Source organism: Corynebacterium sp. HMSC078A10 (genome assembly GCF_001811565.1).
GTDB lineage: Bacteria > Actinomycetota > Actinomycetes > Mycobacteriales > Mycobacteriaceae > Corynebacterium > Corynebacterium hesseae.
The window spans coordinates 78,643-100,026 of sequence record NZ_KV805197.1; the positions used below are offsets into that span (position 1 = coordinate 78,643).

Genomic DNA, 21,384 nt, shown 5'->3' on the forward strand with positions numbered 1-21,384 from the left:
GATTTAGCTCTAGCCAAAAGGAGAACACGAATCCGTGGCTGAACAACACGCATATGATGCGGGGTCAATCACAATTCTGGAGGGCCTCGAAGCCGTCCGTAAGCGCCCCGGCATGTACATCGGTTCCACTGGTGCCCGTGGCCTGCACCACCTGATCTGGGAGATCGTTGACAACTCCGTCGATGAGGCGATGGCGGGCTTTGCCGACAAGGTCATCGTCACCCTCCGCGAAGACGGCGGCATCGAAGTTATCGATAACGGCCGTGGTATCCCGGTGGAGATGCACGCCTCTGGCGTTCCCACCGTCCAGGTGGTCATGACCCAGCTGCATGCCGGCGGTAAGTTCGACTCCGAATCCTATGCCGTTTCCGGCGGCCTCCACGGCGTGGGTATCTCCGTGGTCAATGCTTTGTCCACCCGCGTCGAGGCAGATATCAAGCGCGACGGCAAGCACTGGTACCAGAACTTCAACAATGCCATCCCGGATGAACTCGTGGAAGGCGATAATGCTCGCGGTACCGGAACCACCATCCGCTTCTGGCCGGACCCGGAGATCTTTGAGACCGTCGAGTTTAATTACGACACGATCGCTCGCCGCCTGCAGGAGATGGCCTTCCTGAACAAGGGCCTGACCATCGTGCTGCGCGATGAGCGCGCCATCTCTAAGGAGCAGGCCGAACTAGAGGAGATCGCCGAGGCTGGCGATGCCCCAGTGAGCCTGAGCAGCCTGGATGAGAAGGGGGAGTCCACTGAGGCTGCCGACGGTGACGAAGACCAGGCGTCCAAGAAAAAGAAGAAGGAAGTCACCTACCACTACCCAAACGGTCTGCAGGACTATGTTGAGCACCTCAACAAGAACAAGACCGCCATCCACCCCACCATCGTTGCCTTCGACGTTAAGGGTGAGGACCATGAGGTGGAAATCGCGCTGCAGTGGAACCAGGGCTACAAGCAGTCCGTCCACACCTTCGCCAACACCATTAATACTCACGAAGGCGGAACGCACGAGGAAGGCTTCCGCGCGGCGCTGACCTCCCTGATGAACCGCTATGCCAAGGAGCACAAGCTCCTCAAGGAAAAGGATGGCAACCTTTCCGGCGAAGATTGCCGCGAAGGCCTTGCCGCCGTCATTTCCGTCAAGGTTGGGGATCCGCAGTTCGAAGGCCAGACCAAGACGAAGCTGGGTAACTCGGAGATTCGAGGATTTGTCCAGCGTTCCGTTAACGAGCACCTCAACGATTGGTTCGATGCCAACCCGGCTGAGGCCAAGGTCATCATCAACAAGGCCGTGTCCTCTGCGCACGCCCGCGTGGCGGCGCGAAAGGCGCGCGAATTGGTACGCCGTAAGTCCGCCGGTGACCTCGGTGGCCTTCCGGGTAAGTTGGCGGATTGCCGTTCCAAGGACTCGAAGCTTTCTGAGCTCTACATCGTGGAGGGTGACTCCGCAGGTGGTTCCGCCAAGGGCGGCCGCGATTCCATGTTCCAGGCCATCCTGCCGCTGCGCGGCAAGATCCTCAACGTGGAAAAGGCCCGCATGGACAAGGTGCTCAAGAACGCTGAGGTTCAGGCCATCATCACGGCCCTGGGCACCGGCATCCACGAAGAATTCGACATTTCCAAGCTGCGCTATGACAAGATCGTGCTCATGGCCGATGCTGACGTGGACGGCCAGCACATCGCTACGCTGCTGCTGACCCTGCTCTTCCGTTTCATGCCGCAGCTGGTTGAGGATGGCCACGTCTTCCTGGCTAACCCGCCGCTGTACAAGCTGAAGTGGGGCAAGGGCCAGCCGGGCTATGCCTTCTCTGACGCCGAGCGCGACAAGCTGCTTGCTGAGGGCTTGGAGCAGGGACGCAAGATCAACAAGGATGACGGCATTCAGCGCTACAAGGGTCTGGGTGAGATGAACGCCTCCGAGTTGTGGGAGACCACCCTGGATCCGACCACCCGCGTGCTTCGCCGTGTGGATCTGGAGGACGCCCAGCGCGCCGACGAGCTCTTCTCCATCCTCATGGGTGATGACGTGTCTGCTCGCCGCTCCTTCATTACCCGCCGCGCGAAGGACGTACGCTTCCTCGACGTCTAAACGCTAGCCCAAAACCCGCAAAGACCAGCACCTCATATGAGGTGCTGGTCTTATTTCGTCGCCAAGCAGGCGTTTAAACAGTACCCATATGGCGCTGCAGAACGCGGCCGATGGTCGCGACGTTGGGCTCCAGGATCGAGGAGGCCTTGCCGCGCAGTGACTTGTAGGTGCGGGCGATGCCAGGCGCGTTCACATTCTCCGCGGCCTTGTCCGCGGTTGCCATGATGGCGGCGGTAATCTCAGCGCTGCGCCCTTCCAGGTAGGTGCCGAAGTCGGACTGCTCAGAGCCTTCGAATTCCTTCCAGTAGGAATCCAGGCTATTGAGTAGTTCCGGAAGCATGTGGTTGATTCCCTTGGACAAGACCTTAGAATCTGCCTTCTTGGCAGCGCCTAAAGCGCCTTTGAAGGCCATTCCGGAAATGCCGGAGAGCGAAGAGACGGTGTCATCGGCGGCCGTGGCCAAGTCCGCCACTACGGCGTTGCGGGTAGGGGATTGGAGAAGCTGGGTGAGGTTTGTCATACAGGCGAGCTTACTGTGCCGGTGCGGTGGAGCCTGCCTTGAGTGCGGCGAGCTGGTCAGCAATCTCCGGGAAGCCGTTGGTGCGGGCCAGGCGCTCGAGGTCGAAGTCGAGGCCACCTTCGTAGAGGCGGTTGTTTTCAGAAGAACCGGAGGACCCGGCCATCCCGATCTGGGCGGCAAACTCATCTGCTTGGGCGCGCAGCGCCGGGACGTTATCCACTACTAGCTTGAGCAGTGCCGCTGCGGCGGCGATGCTACCGCCGATGATGAGCGTCATGTCGATCGGCGTGGAGCCGGTGAGGGAGGAGCCGGCTTCGCCCTGCTCGAAGTCGGGGTTGAGGTTTTTCTGCCAGTCATTGTCGGCGGTCTTAGCGCTCGCAGCTGGCGTTGCGGCGGTGGCGAGGGTGGTGGCCACGACACCGGCGGCGAGGAACTTCTTCAAAGACTTCGAGGGCATAGGGGGATTCCTTCCTACAAGGGAATAGAGACTTCTTTATCATGTTTAACTTACATAACTTCTGCAACAGAAAGATAGACCTCGGCGCAAAATCGCGCGAATTCTTCATTCTTTCCGCTGAGCGCGGGGACAGAACGCAAGACCGTCTCCAGTGATTCCGCCGCCGCATCGCGGTTGCCATGAACGGCAATTCCCTCAATGGTGGCCGTGCTCGCGGCGGCCGCGGCGGCTAGTGCGGCGAAATTACTAATCCGTACCCGATGGGCCCGGCAAAACTCACGGGCGACGAGGAGCAGTTGTTCCACGTTCACTGGCGTGCGCCTCGGGCCTGGCGGATCTCCGCTTCTAATTCTGAACGCCCAGGCAGCAGCCGGCGCGCGGTATCCTGTACGGCGGCATCGGTGAGGGTTCGCGCAGCCGCCGCAACAACGGCGCGGACCACCGCCTCGTGCTTGGAGGTTCCTTGCGCGGAAGCCAACAAGGTCAGCGCATGGTCTTGGTCCGGGGTCAGGCGCAGCGTCATAGCCATAGAGGACATGGTATCATCGTGATACCACAGCTGTGCCACAAACGGCCTTATACGGCCCTAGAAGGTAGGATAGGGCGTTATGAGCGACAATAACGGTGATCTTTTCGATCGCATCCAACCAATTGACATCAATGAGGAGATGGAGTCGAGCTACATCGACTACGCCATGTCCGTCATCGTCGGCCGCGCCCTGCCGGAGGTGCGCGACGGCCTCAAGCCGGTTCACCGCCGCATCCTCTACGCCATGTATGACTCCGGTTACCGCCCGGATCGCGGCTACGTAAAGTCCGCCCGCCCAGTCTCGGACACGATGGGCCAGTTCCACCCGCACGGTGACTCCGCTATCTACGACACACTCGTGCGCCTAGCCCAGCCGTGGAACATGCGCTACCCGCTGGTCGACGGCCAAGGTAACTTCGGCTCCCGCGGTAATGACGGCCCGGCAGCTATGCGTTATACCGAGTGCCGTATGACGCCGCTGGCGATGGAGATGGTGCGTGATATCCGCGAAAACACCGTCGACTTCGCGCCGAACTATGACGGCAAGACGCAGGAACCGACCATCCTGCCCTCCCGCGTTCCGAACCTGTTGATGAACGGCTCCGGCGGTATCGCCGTCGGTATGGCCACCAATATCCCGCCGCACAACCTCAACGAGTTGGCGGAGGCTATTTACTGGCTGCTGGATAACCCGAATGCTTCTGAGGAAGAAGCCTTGGCTGCCTGCATGGAGCGTGTTAAGGGCCCGGATTTCCCGACTGCGGGCCTCATTGTTAGTGAGCAGGGCATCAAGGATGCCTACACCACTGGTCGCGGCTCCATCCGCATGCGCGGCGTGACCTCCATTGAGGAGGTGGGCAACCGCCAGACCATCGTTATCACTGAGCTGCCTTACCAGGTCAACCCGGACAACATGATCTCCAACATCGCGGAGTCTGTGGTCAACGGCAAGATTGCAGGAATCGCCAAGATTGAGGACGAGTCCTCTGACCGCGTGGGCATGCGCATCGTGGTCACCCTCAAGCGTGATGCTGTGGCCCGCGTGGTGCTCAATAACCTGTACAAGCACTCCCAGCTGCAGACCTCCTTCGGTGCCAACATGCTCTCCATCGTCGATGGCGTGCCGCGCACCCTGCGTCTCGATCAGATGCTGGGCTACTACGTTGCACACCAGATCGAGGTCATCGTCCGCCGTACCCAGTTCCGCCTGGATGAGGCCGAGAAGCGCGCCCACATCTTGCGCGGCTTGGTTAAGGCACTCGACATGCTCGATGAGGTCATCGCGCTCATCCGCCGTTCCCCGACGGTGGAAGAGGCGCGTGACGGCCTGATGCAGCTTCTCGGCGTCGACGAGATCCAGGCAGACGCCATCCTGGCGATGCGTCTGCGCCGCCTGGCCGCCCTGGAACGTCAAAAGATCATTGATGAGTTGGCGGAGATCGAGGAGATCATCGCGGACCTCAAGGACATCCTGGCCCGCGAGGAGCGCCAGCGTCAGATCGTCCACGATGAGCTGGAGGAGATCGTCGAAAAGTACGGCGATGAGCGCCGTACCCAGATCGTCGCCGCTTCCGGTGACGTGTCCGATGAGGACCTCATTGCCCGCGAGAACGTCGTTGTCACCATCACCGCTACTGGCTACGCTAAGCGCACCAAGGTGGATGCTTACAAGGCACAGAAGCGCGGCGGCAAGGGCGTGCGCGGCGCGGAGCTCAAGCAGGACGATATTGTCAAGAACTTCTTCGTCTGCTCCACGCACGACTGGATCCTGTTCTTCACCAACTTCGGCCGCGTCTACCGCCTCAAGGCCTATGAGCTTCCGGAGGCCGGCCGCACCGCCCGCGGCCAGCACGTGGCCAACCTGCTGGAGTTCCAGCCGGAGGAGAAGATCGCCCAGGTCATCCAGATTCAGTCCTATGAAGACGCTCCTTACCTGGTGCTTGCTACCCAGCAGGGCCGCGTGAAGAAGTCCCGCCTCACCGACTACGAATCCGCACGTTCCGCTGGGCTCATCGCCATCAACCTCAACGAGGGCGATGCGCTGATCGGTGCCCAGCTGGTCAACGAGGGCGATGACATCCTGCTCACCTCTGAGCAGGGCCAGGCCATTCGCTTTACTGCCGACGACGACCAGCTCCGCCCGATGGGCCGCGCTACCGCCGGCGTGAAGGGTATGCGCTTCCGCGGCGATGACCAGCTGCTGTCCATGTCTGTGGTTAACGACGGTCAGTTCCTCCTGGTTGCCACCTCCGGCGGCTACGGCAAGCGCACGGCCATCGAAGAGTACACCCCGCAGGGCCGCGGCGGCCTGGGCGTGATGACCTTCAAGTACACCCCGAAGCGCGGCAAGCTCATTGCGGCAATCTCCGTGGACGAGGACGACGAGATCTTCGCCATTACCTCCGCCGGCGGTGTTGTCCGCACCGAGGTAAACCAGATTCGCCCGAGCTCCCGCGCCACCATGGGCGTGCGTTTGGTCAACCTGGCTGACGACGTCGAGCTGCTGGCCATTGACCGCAACGTTGAGGATGATGGTGAGGAAGACGCCCAGGCAGTAGCCAAGGGCGAGAAGTCCGTGGAGGACGTCAAGCCTGAGCACCTCAAGCTTGGGGAAGACTCCCAGCAGGACGAAGCTGACAGCAAGGATGCCGATAAGGACGAGGAGTAACCCATGATTGGACGAGAGCTTCACCTAGCCCGGATTTCGCCCATGTCGGCGTTCCGCGTTGGCTTGGCCATGTCCCTCGTCGGCCTCGTTGCCTGGCTCATTGCCGTGTGCTTGTTGTACGTCGGCCTTGACCAGGCGGGCATCTGGGATTCCTTCAATAGCCTCGTCGGCGGTGTTGGCGGCGGCTTTGAGGTCTCCTTCGGATTGGTCGTCTCTGCGGCCGCTCTGTTTGGTGCCATCATCGCTGTGCTGATGACCATCCTGGCGCCCATCATGGCGGTAATCTATAACGCCATCGTGGACGTATTCGGCGGATTCAAGATTCGACTGCAAGACGAACCGTATAACTAGCGAATATCACCGAGAAAAACTACATATGACCAGGCGATTTGTAATAGATCGCCGGTCCTATGTAGAGTAACTACTCGTTCCGGTCAAGGGCCTATAGCTCAGTCGGTTAGAGCGCATCGCTGATAACGATGAGGTCGCTGGTTCGATTCCAGCTAGGCCCACCACGGAACAATGGGGCATTAGCTCAATTGGTAGAGCATCTGCTTTGCAAGCAGAAGGTCAGGAGTTCGATTCTCCTATGCTCCACAGCATAAGTGGAAGGCGCTCGGCGGAAACGCTGGGCGCCTTTTGCGTTGGCTCCTTGACCCGCTTTAGGGGGCGACCTAACCCCCTAAAGCGTTTAGGCCACGTTTTGTCGTTTAGGCCCCTAAAGGGCTTAAGAGACATTTCGTGTGGCTCGATGGGCTCCGGGATAAGCAGGCTTCGCCACCATATGCCGGAGACTCTCTCGAGCAGCCGGCTGGGTGAGCAAGGGGAAGAAAAGAACCCTAGAGCCGTTTATATGAATCGAGGGCTGCTGACCTTTGCTTCGCGAGTTTGGCATGAGCAGTGAGCTACCAATTGCTCCAGCACCCATCTTAATTCAAACATGCATTCGACCTCCTTGCCTTATTCGCGTCATTGCTCTCTTGAACGTCCGGTGGGCTATGTACAATCAGCGGCGTGCATAACTCGTTAACTTCTGTTGAAATCTGCGCTGGCGCCGGCGGTCAAGCTTTGGGTCTCGAAAACGCTGGTTTTGAGCATTTGGTTGCAGTAGAGATTGACGAGTTTGCCGTTCAAACCCTTCGCGTTAACCGACCGCATTGGAATGTTGTTGAAGCAGATGTCCTCGAATTCGATCCTGAGCCTTATGTAGGAGCGGATCTCTTTGCTGGTGGTGTCCCATGCCCGCCCTTCTCTATCGCAGGACAGCAACTTGGTGAAGACGATGAACGTGACCTCTTTCCCCGCGCTTTGGAAATGATCAAGCAGATAGATCCACGCGCTGTAATGCTGGAAAACGTTAAGGGCCTAGGGCAAAAGCGGTTTGAAGAATATCGTGCTCGCATCATCACTCGTCTGGAGCAAATGGGGTACAGCGTCTTTTGGAAGCTGCTTCAAGCTGCTGACTATGGAGTTCCCCAGCTTCGGCCGCGGTTTATTCTGGTCGCAGTCAAAGAAGAATACGCTCCCTACTTCTTCTGGCCGCCAGCGAACTGGCAATGGAAGACCGTGGGCGAAGCTTTAGAAATACTTATGGGACAAAATGGTTGGACAGGTGCCGCAGAGTGGGCTAAAAAGGCGAACAAGGTAGCGCCAACTCTGGTTGGAGGGTCCAAGAAGCACGGCGGCCCCGATGTTGGACCCACAAGAGCCAAAGCTGCTTGGAAAGAACTCGGAGTAAAAGGAACTTCAATTGCCGAGACTGCTCCTGAAGAAGATTTCCCAACTAACCTCGACAAGGACTTACCACGTCTCACTGTTCAGATGGGCGGCGTGATTCAGGGATTCCCTCAAAACTGGATTTGGCAGGGGAAGAAGACCGCGCAATGGCGGCAGGTCGGTAATGCTTTCCCACCCCCTGTGGCTGAGGCCGTCGGCTCGCGGATCGCTGCGGCATTAAATAAAGAACCACTACCTGATGGTGTTTACGCTGCTGAACCAACTCGCGTACCAGATTCACTAAGGTTCTAACTATGACTCAACCAGCCTTAATTACAGCTGCACGTAAACAGTTTCACCAGCAATTAATTGATTCGGGCGTGTTGGCTCTCACTGAAACGCCAAGTGGAGAAAGTATCGCTTCCAATGCTGATAGAGGTCAGCGCGCCAGTAAAGTACTTTCGGCACACATTGCGCGTCAGCTCAATGTTCCTTTAGTTCAAGGTAAGGGCGCCGGACAATCGACGGGGGCAAATTTTGAAAAAGCTGTGCAAAGGTTCCTAGCAGCGACATTTCCTTATATGCAAACAGTTCGTCCCGGGGATTGGATGGTTCAAAATTTAGGTAACTCTAGACGTCAAGACCATCTTGCCCGTTATGAGCCGTATCGTCACTTGGCTGAACTTGCCGAAGCCGTAAAGCAGCATCCGGAACTTGGCGCTGCGCTCGGAAATAGCTACGTCATATCTCCTGATGTTGTAGTTATCCGCAGTGCAGCCTCCGATAATGTTATTAACTCAGACTTGCCGATTGTTGATAAAGAACAAGCACTGCTGTCCCCTTTCCGTGCTTCCAACGGTGAAACACCCGGATTCATACATGCCGTGGTCTCTTGCAAGTTCACTATGCGCTCAGACCGCTCCCAAAACACCCGCTCTGAAGCTTTAAACCTCATACGCAATCGCAAAGGCCGAGCACCCCACATTGTTGCTGTGACTGCTGAACCAACAATGAGCCGTATTGCGTCCTTGGCGCTCGGCACAGGTGATGTAGACATGGTCTACCACGTAATGCTGCCTGAACTTCAACAAGCAGTCTCAGAGGTAGGTTCAGACGATGCTAAGGAACTCATGCGCACCTTGTTAGAAGGTAATCGACTGAGAGACATCGCGGATCTACCTTTAGACTTAGCTGTTTAAAGCTACCAAGTCTTACCTAGCAGCTAAGGGGCAAGTGAACCGCATATTGCTGACGGTTTGAGTTACCTAATTGGCTGTTTCGTGCACTATCGCCTGAAGTACTGCCTGCCGGGCTCGGGATTGGGGATGAGGCGGTCGAGGCTGACTGGCTCGAGGCCCTTCGCGCGCAGTCCGTCGATGACGCAGTCTGCGGCGCCTACGGTTGTGGCGTGAATGTCGTGCATGAGGACGATGGAGCCGGGCTGCGCCCCGCTGACTGCGGCCTCGCAGACGTGCTCAGCATTGCGGTCCTTCCAATCCACGGTGTCGACGGACCAGAGGGCTTGTGCCTGGCCGTTAGCCCTCGCAGCGGCATCCACAGTGCCGTTGGTGGCACCGTACGGGGGACGCATCCACCGAGGGCTCTCGCCCGTTGCTGCCTTGATGGCGGCGGCCCCGGCCTTGATCTCGCCGTCTACGTCGCTGGGGGAGAGCTTGTTGAGCTCACGGTGGGATGCGGTGTGGCTTCCCACGGTGTGGCCCTCAGCCTTCATGCGGCGCAGCAGCTCCGGGTGCACGGTGGCACTAGGGGCTAAGACCATGAAGCTGGCGTGGGCGTCCTTGGCCTTCAGGGTGTCGAGGAGCTGAGCGGTCAACTCGCCGGGGCCATCGTCATAGGTGATAGCCACGCAGTTGGAGCAGGTGGAATCAGCAACCGACTGCGACTGCTGCTTGCCGGATTGTGCGGGCTTCTCAGCTGGCCGCGAGGAGCCGGCAAAGACAGGACTGTTTTGAAGCTCCTTGGGAAGTGCGTCGTAGGCGTCCTGTTCCAGTTGCTTAAGGTCCTTCTGGACGTCGGCGAGCTGTGGCAACTTCGGCTGTTGAATCACCGGCTGGGGAAGCTCCACGGCAGCAGCGGTGCCAGGCAGGGCCGTGGCTGCTGCAAGGGCGATGAGGGAGCGGACAAGAACACTTTTTCGGCGCATGACAACCTTCCACAGACTTTCTTAAGACGCTTTATTGTCTGTCCGGTGAAGGTGGATTATCCCTAGTGACACGCAACTAGAGTGAAAGAAGTTAACTCCTGAGGTTTCGCTAGGCCCGTAATAGGGGTGATTTCGTTGCTTTTACCGAGAGGAGTACGCTCTACAGGTATTGGGGCATTAGCTCAGTTGGTAGAGCGTTGCGTTCGCAATGCAAAGGTCAGGGGTTCGATTCCCCTATGCTCCACAGGGCGCTCACACAGTGAGCGCCCTTTAACTTTTCCGTGCTTTTCCGGTTGGCTTAGTCGACATCCTTAAAGCGCTTGACCAGGACGATGTGGCCGCCTCTTTCACCCACCGGCTCGAAGCCAAGGTGCAGGTAGAGATGGTGGGCGCGGTCATTATCTTTAGCCACCGACAGCGAGATACCTGGGGCGCTCATCTCGCGGGCGAGTTCGGTGGCGGCGTCGATAAGCATGGTGCCCACTCCTTGGCTGCGGAAGCGAGGTTCCACAGCTAGAGCAAGCTCCGGGATGCCTTCAATAACGTGGCCAAAACCATGGCGCTCAGCTGTGCCCCAATTCAGCCACACGCCACCGGCAGGGACGTGGCCCTCCCAGGCGATGAAACCTCCGCGGGAAGGCTCCCAACCGCCGAGGTAGTAGTCAAAGCCTTCCTCGAAACCCGCAGGAAGCTCCTTGTGCTCATCGCCGAAGGTATCGGCGAGGAAATTGATGCGGGCGAGGTAGGTGCGGTCAGCTTCAGTAAGGGAAAGAAGATGCATAGCTTCCATGGTAGGACGCGGCGTGCACCACCTATGAGCCGTGCTCCCACTGGGCATAGGCCGAGGCATAGCGCCCGCCCAGGTTCATCAGCTCGGCGTGGGTGCCATCCTCGACGATCTGACCCTGTTCCATGACGATGATGCGGTCGGCCTCGCGAGCCTGGTCCAGGCGGTGGGCAACGACGAGCGCGGTGCGGCCCCTCGTGACTGCCTTGGCAGCGTGCTCGAGAACCTCGGCGTGTTCGGAGCCGGCCTCGGAGGTGGCCTCATCCATGATGAGCACCGGCGGCTGGCGCAGGATCATGCGGGCCAGGGAAAGCTGTTGCTCGGCTTCAGCACCGATCTCTTCATTACCCGCACCAATGAGCGTATCGAGGCCTTGGGGCAGCCAACGCGACTGCTCATCCAGGCCCACCGTGTTGAGCGCATGCCACAGCTCCTCATCGCTGGCGTCAGGTTTGGCCAGGAGCAGGTCCTCGCGCAAGGTGCCGGAGAAGAGATGGACTTCTTGGGTAATGAGCGCGACGTGCTCTGTAATCCACGTATTGGGCACTGAGGCGGTATCGATGCCATCGAGGCTGATGTTCCCCGCCGATGGGTACTGCAGGCCCGCCACGAGGGCGGCGAGCGTGGATTTACCCGCACCGGAGGTACCCACCAGGGCGGTGGTGGTGCCGGCGGTGAGGGTCAGGGAGACGTCGTCAAGCACGCGTGCCCCGCCGGGGTAGGCGTAGGAAAGGTGCTCGATGGTGATGGTGGGGGCGTCGTGTAGCCGGGGAGTGTCCTTGAGCTCCTTCGTACCAGCGCTGTTGTCCAAGGTGGCCAGGGCCACCGCGCGGCCGAGGGACGTCACGGAATGCTGGATCTCGCCGGCGAAGAAGAGGATGTTGAACACGTGGATCTCCAACCGCATGACCAGCAGCACGGCGGCGGTGGCCTCGCCAGGTGTCAACCATTCCCACATCACCATCGGCACGGACATGAGGACGGAGCCCAGCAGCAACACCGCGAAGGCCAGGGCGCCTTGGCCCAGGATGCGGTTGATGAGCGGCACCTTGTCGCCCCAGGCCTGTACCGTGTCCCAGGAATAGCGCTCCATGCGTGCATGCGCCCAATCCTTCAGGGAGAACTGGCGGAGGGTCTCCAGGGCGCGAATCGTGTCCAGCAGCACGTTGTTGCGGTAGGCCTCCACCGAGGACACCTCGTTGGCCACGGCGGGGATATCCCGCATGGTGCCGCGGATGAAGGGGTAGAGCAGACAACTTACCGCGATGAAAAGCAGCGCATAAGCGGGGTGAATGAAGATCATCATGAGCGCGGTCAGCGGCAGCATGAAGAGCGTGAGCACGAGGCGGTCACCCATCATGGAGATGGTCATGACGACGGTGTCGATGTCCTTGGATAGGCGCGTGATGATGTTACCGGTGCCCAATTCCATGACGGCGGGCACGGGGGCGCCGAGGGCGGAATCCAGCGCTGAGGTGCGCAGATCTACCGAGAGACGGCGGGTAGTGGAGGTAACCAACAAGCGGCCCACTGTGCGGCCGGTGACCTCCACGAGGAAGCCCACCGCGATAACAACGAGCGCGCCCACCATGGCTGCGCGCCCCGTGCCAAGGATGGGGATCTCCACGCCCTGGATGATGTCCACGACGCGGCCAAGCACCTGGGAGACCAGGTTCATCATGATGACCGTAACGGTAAACAGTCCGAAGAAAAGGGCGATGCCAAGCCGACTGGGCGCACTGGGCAGGGTCTTCAGAAAACGGAGACACTCCCGCGGGGAGGCAGGTGCAAGGGCATCCGCGCGATCCTGCTGGCTCATAGCTCCACCACCTCATCGGCGTTGGCGGCCCACGTGGAGGCGGATGTAATGATCACGGTGGTCTTGCCGGCGCGCAGTTCACGCACGCGCTTGGCGACGTCCGCCAGGGTCAACGAATCCAGTCCCGTCGTGGGGTTGTCCAGCACGAGGACATCGGGGTCGAGGGCGAGCGCGCGGGCAAGCGCGACGCGCTGGCGCTGGCCGCCGGAGAGGTTGAGGCCGGCCTCACCGATGGGCGCGGTGGGTAGCTCGCCGTTGGGACCAAGCCCACCGAGGCGGATAACAATATCCTCGCAGGCGGAGGCGTGGAGGGCGTCGTGAAGCTGCGTAGCGCTAGCACTGCGGAGCGGATCGACGTTGTCCTGCAGGGTGCCCTCCAACACGGAGATGCGGTGTGGCGGGCACAAGGCGCCGTGCTCATGGAGGTAGCGCACCCAAGAGTCCACGGTGCTGCGCCCCTCTGTGCTGATAGGCATCCACACGTGCAAGCCGGGGGAGAGGTCAATCGGCGTGCCGGCGGCCTCGGTGGTGTTGGAAGAAAGCTGTCCGAGCAGCTCGCCGACGCGCTCCACGGAGGCACGCGCCCGCGCCCAGTTCTCCGTGAGCAGGCCGAGAGACACACCCAGCGCGGTGAGCGCGGGCGGGACGAGCATGGTGATCGCCATCATCCCGCCGGGGGCGATGCGGCCCTCGAAGGTTTCCCAGGAGGTCCAGGCAAGAATGCCCACGGCAAAGGACGCGGGAACCATCTGGCGCAGCCAGGCCATGAGGGAGGACAGCTTGGCCTCGCGGAGCATGGCACCCAAGGAGTTCTGGGCGGCGTCAGAAAAACGTTGGCGCGCGATGTCCTTGGCGCCGAGGCCTTTGATGACCCGGGAGCCTTGAGCAAAGTCCGTGGCGAGTGAAAGCGCGGTGTTCTCCAACTGGCGGCGGCGCGCGGCGATCCTCGTCAGCGGCTTCGTGGTGGCCCAGGAGGCCAGCGCGGTGGCGAGTGCACCAATCAGCAGCACAGCTGAGACCTGCCAGGAAATCGGGGCCAGGCTGACCACCGCGCCCAAGAGGTAGCCCACCATGACCAGTGGGAAGTTGAGGATCTGCTTGAGTTGGCCGATGTAGTGCGAATCCTCATCCATCGTGTTGAGCAGCCGGCCGGGGCTAATGCCTGCAGTGGAAGCGCTCAGCAACTTATCCAGCAGGTTAAGGCGCAGCGTATGGGTGGTGCGGGCTTGGGATAAGTCTGTGAAGGCATCCGCCGTGGCCTCGCAGATATAGGCGATGAAGAGGAGGATCGCCGTGGCCGCAAGCGGCAGCGCTACGGTGCGCCAGGAAGGCTCGGAGAAGGCATACTGCGTGGTCTGGCCGACGATGACGGAGACCAACGCGCCCAGCGGCGCGTTGATGAGGGTGGCAACGAAGATGCCGATAACGCCGGTGCGCTGGGCGCCGAGCAGACGCCACGTGGCTTTAGCTGGGCGGGAGAAGTTGGTGGTCTCGGTGAGGGAAACCTCGCCGGAAGGTGGCTCATCGGGGAGATACCACGACCACGTCCGCATGCGTGGATAGTGAGTCATAAAGACTCATCCTATAGCGCAAAAAAGGATGGATGAGTGATTCAGATTACGATCGGTGACTCACTGTGGGAACTTAAGCTAGGTGGTAATTTTCCACGTCATAGCCGTTGAACTCGCGGTCGACTCCATAATCATCGACGGAGCTAAACTGCGTGCCGTTTTCAATGGCAAAGCGCAGGTTGTCCACGCGGGTGGACGGATCGCCGCTCACGGCACCTGCGGGGAAATAAAAGGTCTCCCCGTTCTTGAGCTTGACTACGAGCGACTCAAAGCTCATGTCTGATCTCCTTGCCTGCTGTTGATAGGGCTTCCCGCGCAAAACAGCGCGCGGGCACCGATCTATGAGGATCGATGCCGATTAGCCTTCAATTCAAGCAGGTCGGGCGCGCGGGGGCAACGCAGTGAGATCAAGGCAACGAAATGCACACCCCCAAGGTTGGGGGGTTAGTTCTCGTCCTCGGTCTGGAGGCGGTGCTTGCCCTCGGACTCGTGATCATCGGTGATGCGGGAGGTGTCGGCATCCTTCTTGTCGGCGTTGCTGACCTCAATCTCGGTCTCGACGGCGTCCTGGATGGCGGTTTCTTCCTCGCGGTGCTTGGCCAGCTGCTCATCGAGGGAACCCAGCAGCTCTTCATCGCGCTCGACGACGCCTTCCTCGGCCAAGTCGGACTCCTTCTTGGCGTCATCCTCGGTGGTGGAGGTGTAGACCAAGGTGGAACCCTGCGGTGCGGACGGGGAAGAGAAGTCCTCAACGCGCGGCGGGACGGCGGATTCCTTCTCCTTCTTCTGGGTGAAGAAGTAGTAGATGCCACCGCCGATGGCAGCAATGGCGGCAACCAGCGCGGAGATCAGCCAGATCTTCGAGCCCTTCTTCTTATCCTTGCCGCTGATGGCGCGGGCCTTCTTCTGCAGCTGGGCGCTTTGCTTCTGTGCCTTCTTCTCAGCCTTGGAAGCCTTCTTCTTGGCCTGCTTGCGGGCCTTGGTGGCCTTCTTTTCAGCCTGCCTCTGGGTCTTCTCCCACTTCTTGGTGGCCTTGTCCTGGGCGTCTGCGGCGGCAGCGGAGAGCTTCTCGGTTGCTTCCTCGCTGCGCTCCTTGAGCTGTTCGAGGGTGCGCTCGAGGCGGGCATGCGCGGCCTTGGTCACGGCACCGGCTTCGCGGCGTGCCTCCGGGAACCACTCGTCATCGCGCTCTTCCATGCGGGCGGCGGCGGTCTCCAGGACGGAGTAGGCCTCGCGAGCCTTTTCATCGCGGCGTTCCTTGAGGCGCTCCACCAGGGCGGAGGTGGCGCTAATTGCTGTGGACAGTGCGGTGGGGTTCATCGGGAGAGATGCTCCTTTACGTCAATGCTTGAGGCGATTGCTCGGTGGGTAACTGTTTATGGAGTGGTTGTCTGCGCCGGACGGGACACTGCACATGTGTGTCCGCGTTAGCGCTGGATACTCCCTTTCAGCGTAGTGGCGGCAGCTACGTCCTGCCACCACGGGACGAAAGTAGAGAGCGGTTCAAAGAAAATAGACAGCTTTGTACGGAACAGTGGCCTTTTTATTCACCACAGGTTTGGGCAACGGTGCAGCTGGCTGGGTTGGAAAGGTATGACCATTTCCTAAATGCTTTCGCTCAAAATGGACAGCTTGGTACGTTTTCCACCAACAGCACAGATGACCGACCACGATAACCTGCAGAGGAGGTGAGCATGTCCCCGCGACTCTCCGCATCCGCGCCACTAGACCAAATCAGCGAAGATACGCCTAAGCGACCACAGCGCACCGCTCTCTCCTTCGAGGTGATCCCACCGCGCCACGATGCGGACGCCAAAAAGATTGACCGTTTGCTCGACACGCTTGCCGCATATAACCCCGATTACATCGCCGTCACCAGCTCCCAGCGCTCCGGGTGGCTGGAGGGAACCGCGGCCTTCATTGAGAAGATTTCGCGCGATACCGCGATGCGTCCCCTGGCGCACCTGGCTTGTACTGCCGGCACGGAGGAAGAGCTCGTTGGCTGGATCGACACGCTCGTCGACGCCGGCGTGCGCGGCCTCCTCGCGCTTCGCGGCGACCTGCCCGAGGGCGGGATGCCCGAAGGCCACTTGCCGCACGCCGACTCCCTCGTCCGGCTCATCCGCCGCTGGGAATCCGCCCGCGTGGCGCGCTTGGCCGCTGGGCGCTTGGCCGTGGGCGTGGCTTGCTACCCCAACGGTCACGCCGAGTCCGCCACGGCGGACGAGGACATCGACGTTCTCCTGGCCAAGCAACGCCTCGGCGCTGACTTCGCCATCACCCAGCTCTTCTTTGACGCGGAGGATTACGTCCGCTTCGCCCAACGCGCCCGGCTGGCGGGCGTGCGCATTCCGCTCATCCCCGGGATCATGCCGATGACTAGCCGTGCTCGGGTGGAGCGAATGTGCCAGCTGTCCGGGCTGGACGGGCCACCGCAGGTGCTCGATCAGCTCGCGGCAGCGACCTCCCCCGAGGAAGAGAAAGAAATCGGGATGCAGCTTACGGCCTCCCTGGCGAAATCGGTGATGAACGCCGGCGCCGACGGGCTGCACATCTACACGCATAACAATCCAGACATTACGACTGACCTGCTACATCGAATTGGAGTTACCCCATGACCGCACCATTTCCCAAGGCAACGATTGAGGGCTATCCCCGCGTAGGTGCCCATCGTGAGCTTAAGCGCGCGCTGGAGTCCTACTGGTCCGGCAAGATTGATGCCGAGACCTTCGAATCCGCCGCGCACTCCCTGCGCCTCGATACCTACGCCCGCCTCAAGGAGCTGGGTCTCACTGAGGATTACGCCATCCCGGCGGACGTTGCGTACTACGACCACGTCCTCGAGACCGCGCTGACCGTGGGCGCTGCCCAGGGCGAGAGCCTCGATGACGAATTCACCTTGGCCCGCGGCAACAAGGACACCGCGCCGCTGGAGATGACCAAGTGGTTCGACACCAACTACCACTACATCGTCCCTGAAATCAGCGATGACCAGACCTTTAGTGCCCGCCCCCAGCGCGTGCTCAAGATCGTCGAGGAGGCTCGCGCCGCAGGCCACACCGTGCGCCCGGTCCTCGTTGGCCCCGTGACCCTGCTGGCCCTGTCCAAGCAGGCCGAGGGCGCCACCAAGCAGCCGCTCGACCGCCTCGATGAGTTCGTGGACTCCTACCTCACCGTGCTGGAGCAGCTTGCCGACGCCAACGTGGAGTGGCTCCAGCTCGTTGAGCCGGCCCTGGTCGCTGACCTCGCCGCGGCTGACGACGCCACCCTCGCCGCCGCGCTCAAGAGCGCTTATGGCCGCATCCTTAGCGCGGAGAAGCGCCCGCAGGTCTACCTGACCACGCCCTATGGTTCCCTCAATGCTGGCCTTGACGTCATCGCTGAGCTCAAGCCGGAAGCGGTCCAGGTGGATCTCTCGGTGGGCACCTTGGCGCTGGACAATTCCTACCTCGAGCGCGTCGCTAAGCTTGCCGAAGCCACCCACCTCGCCGCCGGCCTCGTCGACGGCCGCAACGTCTGGGCCGCCAACCTGCGCGACCTGCGCGAAAAGCTCGAGACCCTGGGCGAAGGCGTCACCGTAACCACCTCCGTGTCCCTGCAGCACGTCCCGCACACCGTCGAGGCGGAGACCTCCCTGCCGGTCGACGTTGCCACCTGGTTCGCCTTCGCCGACGAGAAGGTCCGCGAGGTCGTCGCACTCGCCGCCGGCCCGCTCGACGCCCCGGAGGCATACGCGCAGGCCGACCGCGCCGTGCGCACCCGCGCCGAGTCCTCCCGCATCCACAACCAGGCCGTGCAGGAGCGCACCGCGCAGCTGCCGGAGGGCCAGGTCCAGCGCCAGCCGGAGTTCGCTGAGCGCAACAAGGCACAGGAGGCCCTCGGCCTGCCGCAGCTGCCGACCACCACCATCGGTTCCTTCCCACAGACCTCTGAGATCCGCGCCGCCCGCGCCGCGCACCGCAAGGGTGAGCTCTCCGACGCCGACTACACCGAGGCCCTGCGCAACGAGGTGAAGTCCGTCATCGAGCTCCAGGAGCGCCTAGGCCTTGATGTCCTGGTCCACGGCGAGCCGGAGCGCAACGACATGGTGCAGTACTTCGCCGAGCTTCTCGACGGCTTCGTCGTCACCGAGAACGGCTGGGTCCAGTCCTACGGCTCCCGCTGCACCCGTCCGCCGATCGTGGTTGGTGACATCTCCCGCCCGAAGGCTATGACCACCGAGTGGGCGAAGTTCGCGCAGTCCCTGTCCGAGAAGCACGTCAAGGGCATGCTCACCGGCCCGGTGACCATTCTGGCCTGGTCCTTCGTGCGCGATGACGTCCAGCAGTCCGTCTCCGCCGACCAGCTCGGCGTGGCGCTGGCCGACGAAGTCCGCGACCTCGAAGAGGCCGGCATCGACATCATCCAGATCGATGAGCCCGCCCTGCGTGAGCTGTTGCCGCTGCGCGAGAAGGACCGCAAGGCCTACCTCGACTGGGCCGTGCGCTCCTTCCGAGTGGTTTCCTTGCAGGCGAAGCCTGAAACCCAGATCCACACGCACCTCTGCTACTCGGAGTTCGGCCAGATCATTGACGCCGTCGCCGGCCTCGACGCCGACGTCACCTCCATCGAAGCTGCCCGCTCCCGCATGGAGCTGCTCGAGGATATCGATGAGAAGTTCCACTCCGAGATTGGCCCGGGCATCTACGACATCCACTCCCCGCGCATCCCGTCCGTGGCGGAGATGGCCGAGCTTATCCGCGCGGCACTCAAGAACGTGCCGGTCGAGCGCCTGTGGGTCAACCCGGACTGCGGCCTGAAGACCCGCGGCTACGAGGAGACCGAGGCCTCCCTGCGCAACCTGGTCCTCGCCCGTGACGAGGTCCGCGCCAGCCTCTAGGGGTTTAAATCTTTGGATTTAAACCTTTTAAAAGTGGTCCATCGCCGTCAGCTCACTGAGCGCGGCGATGTCTCCGTTTCCGGCCCTATCGAAGTGCAGTGCCTTGAGCCCCGCTGCACGTGCACCCTCGACGTCATTAGCCACCGAATCACCAATCATGAGCGTGGAGCCAGGCTCTACCTCTAGGCGCCGACAAGCCTCGAGGTAGGCCTCTCGGTGCGGTTTTGGCTTAGCCATTTCCACGGTGGGAAAGAGCTCAACGCCTGGCAGGTCGAGCCCGCCCGCCCGTAGTTTTGCCTCCTGCATGTCCCGCGCACCGTTCGTCAGAATGCCGACCTTGAGGCCCAGGGATAGGACGTGCTGGAGGGCGGGGAGGGCGTCGCCAAGCGCCTGCCAGTGCTTTTCATACGCGGCCAAATACTTGGCATATTCCGCCAGCGCCTCCTGCTCCGTCATCTCTGGACGGCCCAAGAATTCGCGGCAGCGCTCCACGCGCTGGCCCTGGTGGGTGACCTCGCCGCGCTCGTAGGCGGCGAACCACTTGCGCTCGATCTCCGCGAAGCGCTCATGGTGCCCGCCCGGCAGCCACTCCTCGACGGCCGCATGCATCGCGGCGGTGTGGTCCATGAGGGTGTCATCGAGATCGAAGAGAACGGCGCGAATCATGCTTGCAACCCTACGCAGATCGCTGACAGCGTCGCGGCGGAACAACGAAATGGTGGAAATTTCCATACAATGGCTGGCATGACTCAGAAGACCGCAACTGCAACGATGCACACCAACTACGGTGACATTGTTATCGACCTGTTCGGTAACCACGCACCGGTAACCGTTGAGAACTTCATCGGCCTGGCTAAGGGCGAGAAGGACTACACCACCCAGAACGCCAAGGGCGAGCAGTCCGGCCCGTTCTACGATGGCGCTATTTTCCACCGCGTCATCGACCAGTTCATGATCCAGGGCGGCGACCCGACCGGCACCGGCCGTGGCGGCCCCGGCTACCAGTTCCAGGATGAGTTCCACCCGGAGCTGCAGTTTGACCGCCCGTTCCTGCTGGCCATGGCGAATGCCGGCCCGGGCACCAACGGCTCCCAATTCTTCATCACCGTGGCGCCGACCCCGCACCTGAACAACCACCACACCATCTTCGGTGAGGTCACCGACGCGGCTTCCCAGGAAGTCGTGTCCAAGATTGCGAAGGTCTCCACCGACCGCATGGACCGTCCGGCTGAGGACGTTGTCATCGAGTCCATCGAGATCGCCTAAGCGTTCTTAGCTTTTCATCTGAGCCCGCTGCCACGTGATGTGGTGGCGGGCTCGTTGTTTTAGGAGTCTGCGTGAAGAACTATCTGAAATCAGCACCGGCCACCCTGGTGCTTATGGTGCTGTGCATCGGTGCCTGGTGTGCCGCGGCCATTCAAGGCTCATCCCTCTCCGCGCCCTACTATCGCAGCATGCTGGCCCAAGACTGGACGCTGTGGGGCCCTGAAGTGTCCGAGCACCCCACAACTGTCATTACCGCGGGCTTTATGCACCTCGACGCCGGGCACCTCTTGGTCAACATGGTGATGCTGTTCTTTGTGGGTAGGGAAGTAGAACGCGCCCTGGGCAGCGCGCTGTACGTGGCGGCCTATCTCATCTCCATTGTTGGCTCTTCCGCCGCAGTGCTGTGGATGGATTTCGGCACACCCACGGTGGGCGCCTCCGGTGCCCTCTTTGCGCTCATGGGACTACTCATCGGCGTGTACCGCAGTCGCGGTTTAGACCTGCGCGCGCCCATCGTCTTGGTCGTAGCAAACGTTGTCTACAGCTTTGTGGCGGAGAACGTCTCCGTGTGGGGGCACTTGGGCGGTTTGCTCACAGGACTGCTGTTGGCGCCATTCCTCTTTCGCCAACGTGCGTGGCTGCGTTGGCTGGGGATTTGGATTATCGGGGTGATAGCTGCTGTTGCAGCGGCGCTGCGAGCTGGGCTTTGGGGATAACTCGGGCGTGTTATCCACCAAAACCTCTGTGCGAAAGAATTCCACATAAGTTATCCACATTGTGGATAACTACATTTTTGTAATTTACCGAACGTGTGGGCCAAGATAACCGCAGATCAGCAGCGTATTAGGTTGTGTTCGAAGTTTTTGTGCGGGCTGTGGGAAGCGTGAAAACACTTATCCACAGGGTGTGGAGAAAGGCTGTG

Annotated in this window: 20 protein-coding genes and 3 tRNA genes; 12 read left to right on the forward strand and 11 right to left on the reverse strand. The window is 60.8% G+C overall.

The genetic code is table 11. The features are described from left to right. Positions 1-34: 34 nt before the first annotated feature. A complete protein-coding gene (gyrB, locus tag HMPREF2808_RS05340; protein ID WP_070521954.1) occupies positions 35-2,086 on the forward strand; it encodes a DNA topoisomerase (ATP-hydrolyzing) subunit B in 2,052 nt (683 codons plus the stop codon). Positions 2,087-2,159: 73 nt separating this feature from the next. Here gyrB and HMPREF2808_RS05345 read toward each other — a convergent pair whose 3' ends face one another. From HMPREF2808_RS05345 to HMPREF2808_RS05360, 4 genes are read right to left on the reverse strand one after another with little or no spacing between them, the layout of a single operon-like run. After that, positions 2,160-2,606: a DUF6918 family protein gene (locus HMPREF2808_RS05345; protein ID WP_070521957.1), complete on the reverse strand. Its 447-nt coding sequence runs from the start codon at positions 2,604-2,606 to the stop codon at positions 2,160-2,162. A gap of 10 nt (positions 2,607-2,616) precedes the next feature. Next, the gene (locus HMPREF2808_RS05350; protein ID WP_070596418.1) at positions 2,617-3,063 is read right to left on the reverse strand and encodes a hypothetical protein; all 447 of its coding nucleotides are present in this window, start codon (positions 3,061-3,063) and stop codon (positions 2,617-2,619) included. Between the two features lie 50 nt (positions 3,064-3,113). After that, on the reverse strand, positions 3,114-3,374 hold the full coding sequence (locus tag HMPREF2808_RS05355; protein ID WP_070521964.1) for a cell filamentation protein Fic: 261 nt from the start codon (positions 3,372-3,374) through the stop codon (positions 3,114-3,116). Continuing rightward, entirely contained in the window at positions 3,371-3,592 is a 222-nt protein-coding gene (locus HMPREF2808_RS05360; protein WP_070533755.1) for a CopG family transcriptional regulator, read from the reverse strand. The genes HMPREF2808_RS05355 and HMPREF2808_RS05360 overlap by 4 nt, the downstream gene beginning before the upstream one ends. Positions 3,593-3,671: 79 nt before the next feature. Here HMPREF2808_RS05360 and gyrA point away from each other — a divergent pair, with 79 nt between their 5' ends. The 6 genes from gyrA to HMPREF2808_RS12965 all read left to right on the forward strand — a co-directional run bounded on the left by gyrA (position 3,672) and on the right by HMPREF2808_RS12965 (position 9,175). Then, a complete protein-coding gene (gene gyrA, locus HMPREF2808_RS05365; RefSeq protein ID WP_070596416.1) occupies positions 3,672-6,260 on the forward strand; it encodes a DNA gyrase subunit A in 2,589 nt (862 codons plus the stop codon). A 3-nt stretch (positions 6,261-6,263) separates the two neighbouring features. Beyond that, positions 6,264-6,611: a DUF3566 domain-containing protein gene (locus HMPREF2808_RS05370; RefSeq protein WP_070563718.1), complete on the forward strand. Its 348-nt coding sequence runs from the start codon at positions 6,264-6,266 to the stop codon at positions 6,609-6,611. 87 nt (positions 6,612-6,698) lie between these two features. Next, positions 6,699-6,775: transfer RNA gene (locus HMPREF2808_RS05375), tRNA-Ile, on the forward strand. A 9-nt stretch (positions 6,776-6,784) separates the two neighbouring features. Beyond that, a tRNA-Ala gene (locus HMPREF2808_RS05380) sits at positions 6,785-6,857 on the forward strand. Positions 6,858-7,274: 417 nt separating this feature from the next. Continuing rightward, positions 7,275-8,288 (forward strand): DNA cytosine methyltransferase, encoded by a 1,014-nt coding sequence (locus tag HMPREF2808_RS05385; protein WP_118790703.1) that lies wholly within the window; start codon positions 7,275-7,277, stop codon positions 8,286-8,288. 2 nt (positions 8,289-8,290) lie between these two features. After that, positions 8,291-9,175: an NgoMIV family type II restriction endonuclease gene (locus HMPREF2808_RS12965; RefSeq protein ID WP_083304460.1), complete on the forward strand. Its 885-nt coding sequence runs from the start codon at positions 8,291-8,293 to the stop codon at positions 9,173-9,175. Positions 9,176-9,261: 86 nt separating this feature from the next. On the opposite strand, the gene HMPREF2808_RS05390 is transcribed toward HMPREF2808_RS12965, so the two are convergent. Continuing rightward, a complete protein-coding gene (locus HMPREF2808_RS05390) occupies positions 9,262-10,140 on the reverse strand; it encodes a polysaccharide deacetylase family protein (protein WP_070596413.1) in 879 nt (292 codons plus the stop codon). A 171-nt stretch (positions 10,141-10,311) separates the two neighbouring features. On the opposite strand from HMPREF2808_RS05390, the gene HMPREF2808_RS05395 reads away from it, so the two are divergent. Then, positions 10,312-10,384: transfer RNA gene (locus tag HMPREF2808_RS05395), tRNA-Ala, on the forward strand. A 54-nt stretch (positions 10,385-10,438) separates the two neighbouring features. On the opposite strand, the gene HMPREF2808_RS05400 is transcribed toward HMPREF2808_RS05395, so the two are convergent. The 5 genes from HMPREF2808_RS05400 to HMPREF2808_RS05420 all read right to left on the reverse strand — a co-directional run bounded on the left by HMPREF2808_RS05400 (position 10,439) and on the right by HMPREF2808_RS05420 (position 15,637). Continuing rightward, a complete protein-coding gene (locus tag HMPREF2808_RS05400) occupies positions 10,439-10,930 on the reverse strand; it encodes a GNAT family N-acetyltransferase (RefSeq protein ID WP_070624106.1) in 492 nt (163 codons plus the stop codon). A gap of 22 nt (positions 10,931-10,952) precedes the next feature. Further along, positions 10,953-12,746: an ABC transporter ATP-binding protein gene (locus HMPREF2808_RS05405; protein WP_070596409.1), complete on the reverse strand. Its 1,794-nt coding sequence runs from the start codon at positions 12,744-12,746 to the stop codon at positions 10,953-10,955. Continuing rightward, positions 12,743-14,317, reverse strand: a complete 1,575-nt coding sequence (locus HMPREF2808_RS05410) for an ABC transporter transmembrane domain-containing protein (RefSeq protein ID WP_070562161.1) — start codon at positions 14,315-14,317, stop codon at positions 12,743-12,745. The genes HMPREF2808_RS05405 and HMPREF2808_RS05410 overlap by 4 nt, the downstream gene beginning before the upstream one ends. Before the next feature lie 73 nt (positions 14,318-14,390). Beyond that, on the reverse strand, positions 14,391-14,594 hold the full coding sequence (locus tag HMPREF2808_RS05415; protein WP_070562159.1) for a hypothetical protein: 204 nt from the start codon (positions 14,592-14,594) through the stop codon (positions 14,391-14,393). A 167-nt stretch (positions 14,595-14,761) separates the two neighbouring features. After that, positions 14,762-15,637 (reverse strand): hypothetical protein, encoded by an 876-nt coding sequence (locus HMPREF2808_RS05420; protein ID WP_070562156.1) that lies wholly within the window; start codon positions 15,635-15,637, stop codon positions 14,762-14,764. 374 nt (positions 15,638-16,011) lie between these two features. Between HMPREF2808_RS05420 and HMPREF2808_RS05425 the strand changes: the two genes are divergently transcribed. Further along, on the forward strand, positions 16,012-16,935 hold the full coding sequence (locus HMPREF2808_RS05425; protein ID WP_070562153.1) for a methylenetetrahydrofolate reductase: 924 nt from the start codon (positions 16,012-16,014) through the stop codon (positions 16,933-16,935). After that, positions 16,932-19,196 (forward strand): 5-methyltetrahydropteroyltriglutamate--homocysteine S-methyltransferase, encoded by a 2,265-nt coding sequence (metE, locus tag HMPREF2808_RS05430; RefSeq protein WP_070624108.1) that lies wholly within the window; start codon positions 16,932-16,934, stop codon positions 19,194-19,196. The genes HMPREF2808_RS05425 and metE overlap by 4 nt, the downstream gene beginning before the upstream one ends. Before the next feature lie 27 nt (positions 19,197-19,223). Here the strand turns inward: metE and HMPREF2808_RS05435 are convergent, their stop codons facing one another. Continuing rightward, positions 19,224-19,862, reverse strand: a complete 639-nt coding sequence (locus HMPREF2808_RS05435) for an HAD family hydrolase (protein ID WP_070562147.1) — start codon at positions 19,860-19,862, stop codon at positions 19,224-19,226. A 69-nt stretch (positions 19,863-19,931) separates the two neighbouring features. Here HMPREF2808_RS05435 and HMPREF2808_RS05440 point away from each other — a divergent pair, with 69 nt between their 5' ends. Then, positions 19,932-20,462 carry a peptidylprolyl isomerase gene (locus HMPREF2808_RS05440; RefSeq protein WP_039672975.1) on the forward strand — a complete coding sequence of 177 codons (531 nt, stop codon included), beginning with the start codon at positions 19,932-19,934 and terminating at the stop codon, positions 20,460-20,462. A 71-nt stretch (positions 20,463-20,533) separates the two neighbouring features. Continuing rightward, positions 20,534-21,178: a rhomboid family intramembrane serine protease gene (locus HMPREF2808_RS05445; RefSeq protein WP_070624110.1), complete on the forward strand. Its 645-nt coding sequence runs from the start codon at positions 20,534-20,536 to the stop codon at positions 21,176-21,178. Positions 21,179-21,384: the final 206 nt, after the last annotated feature.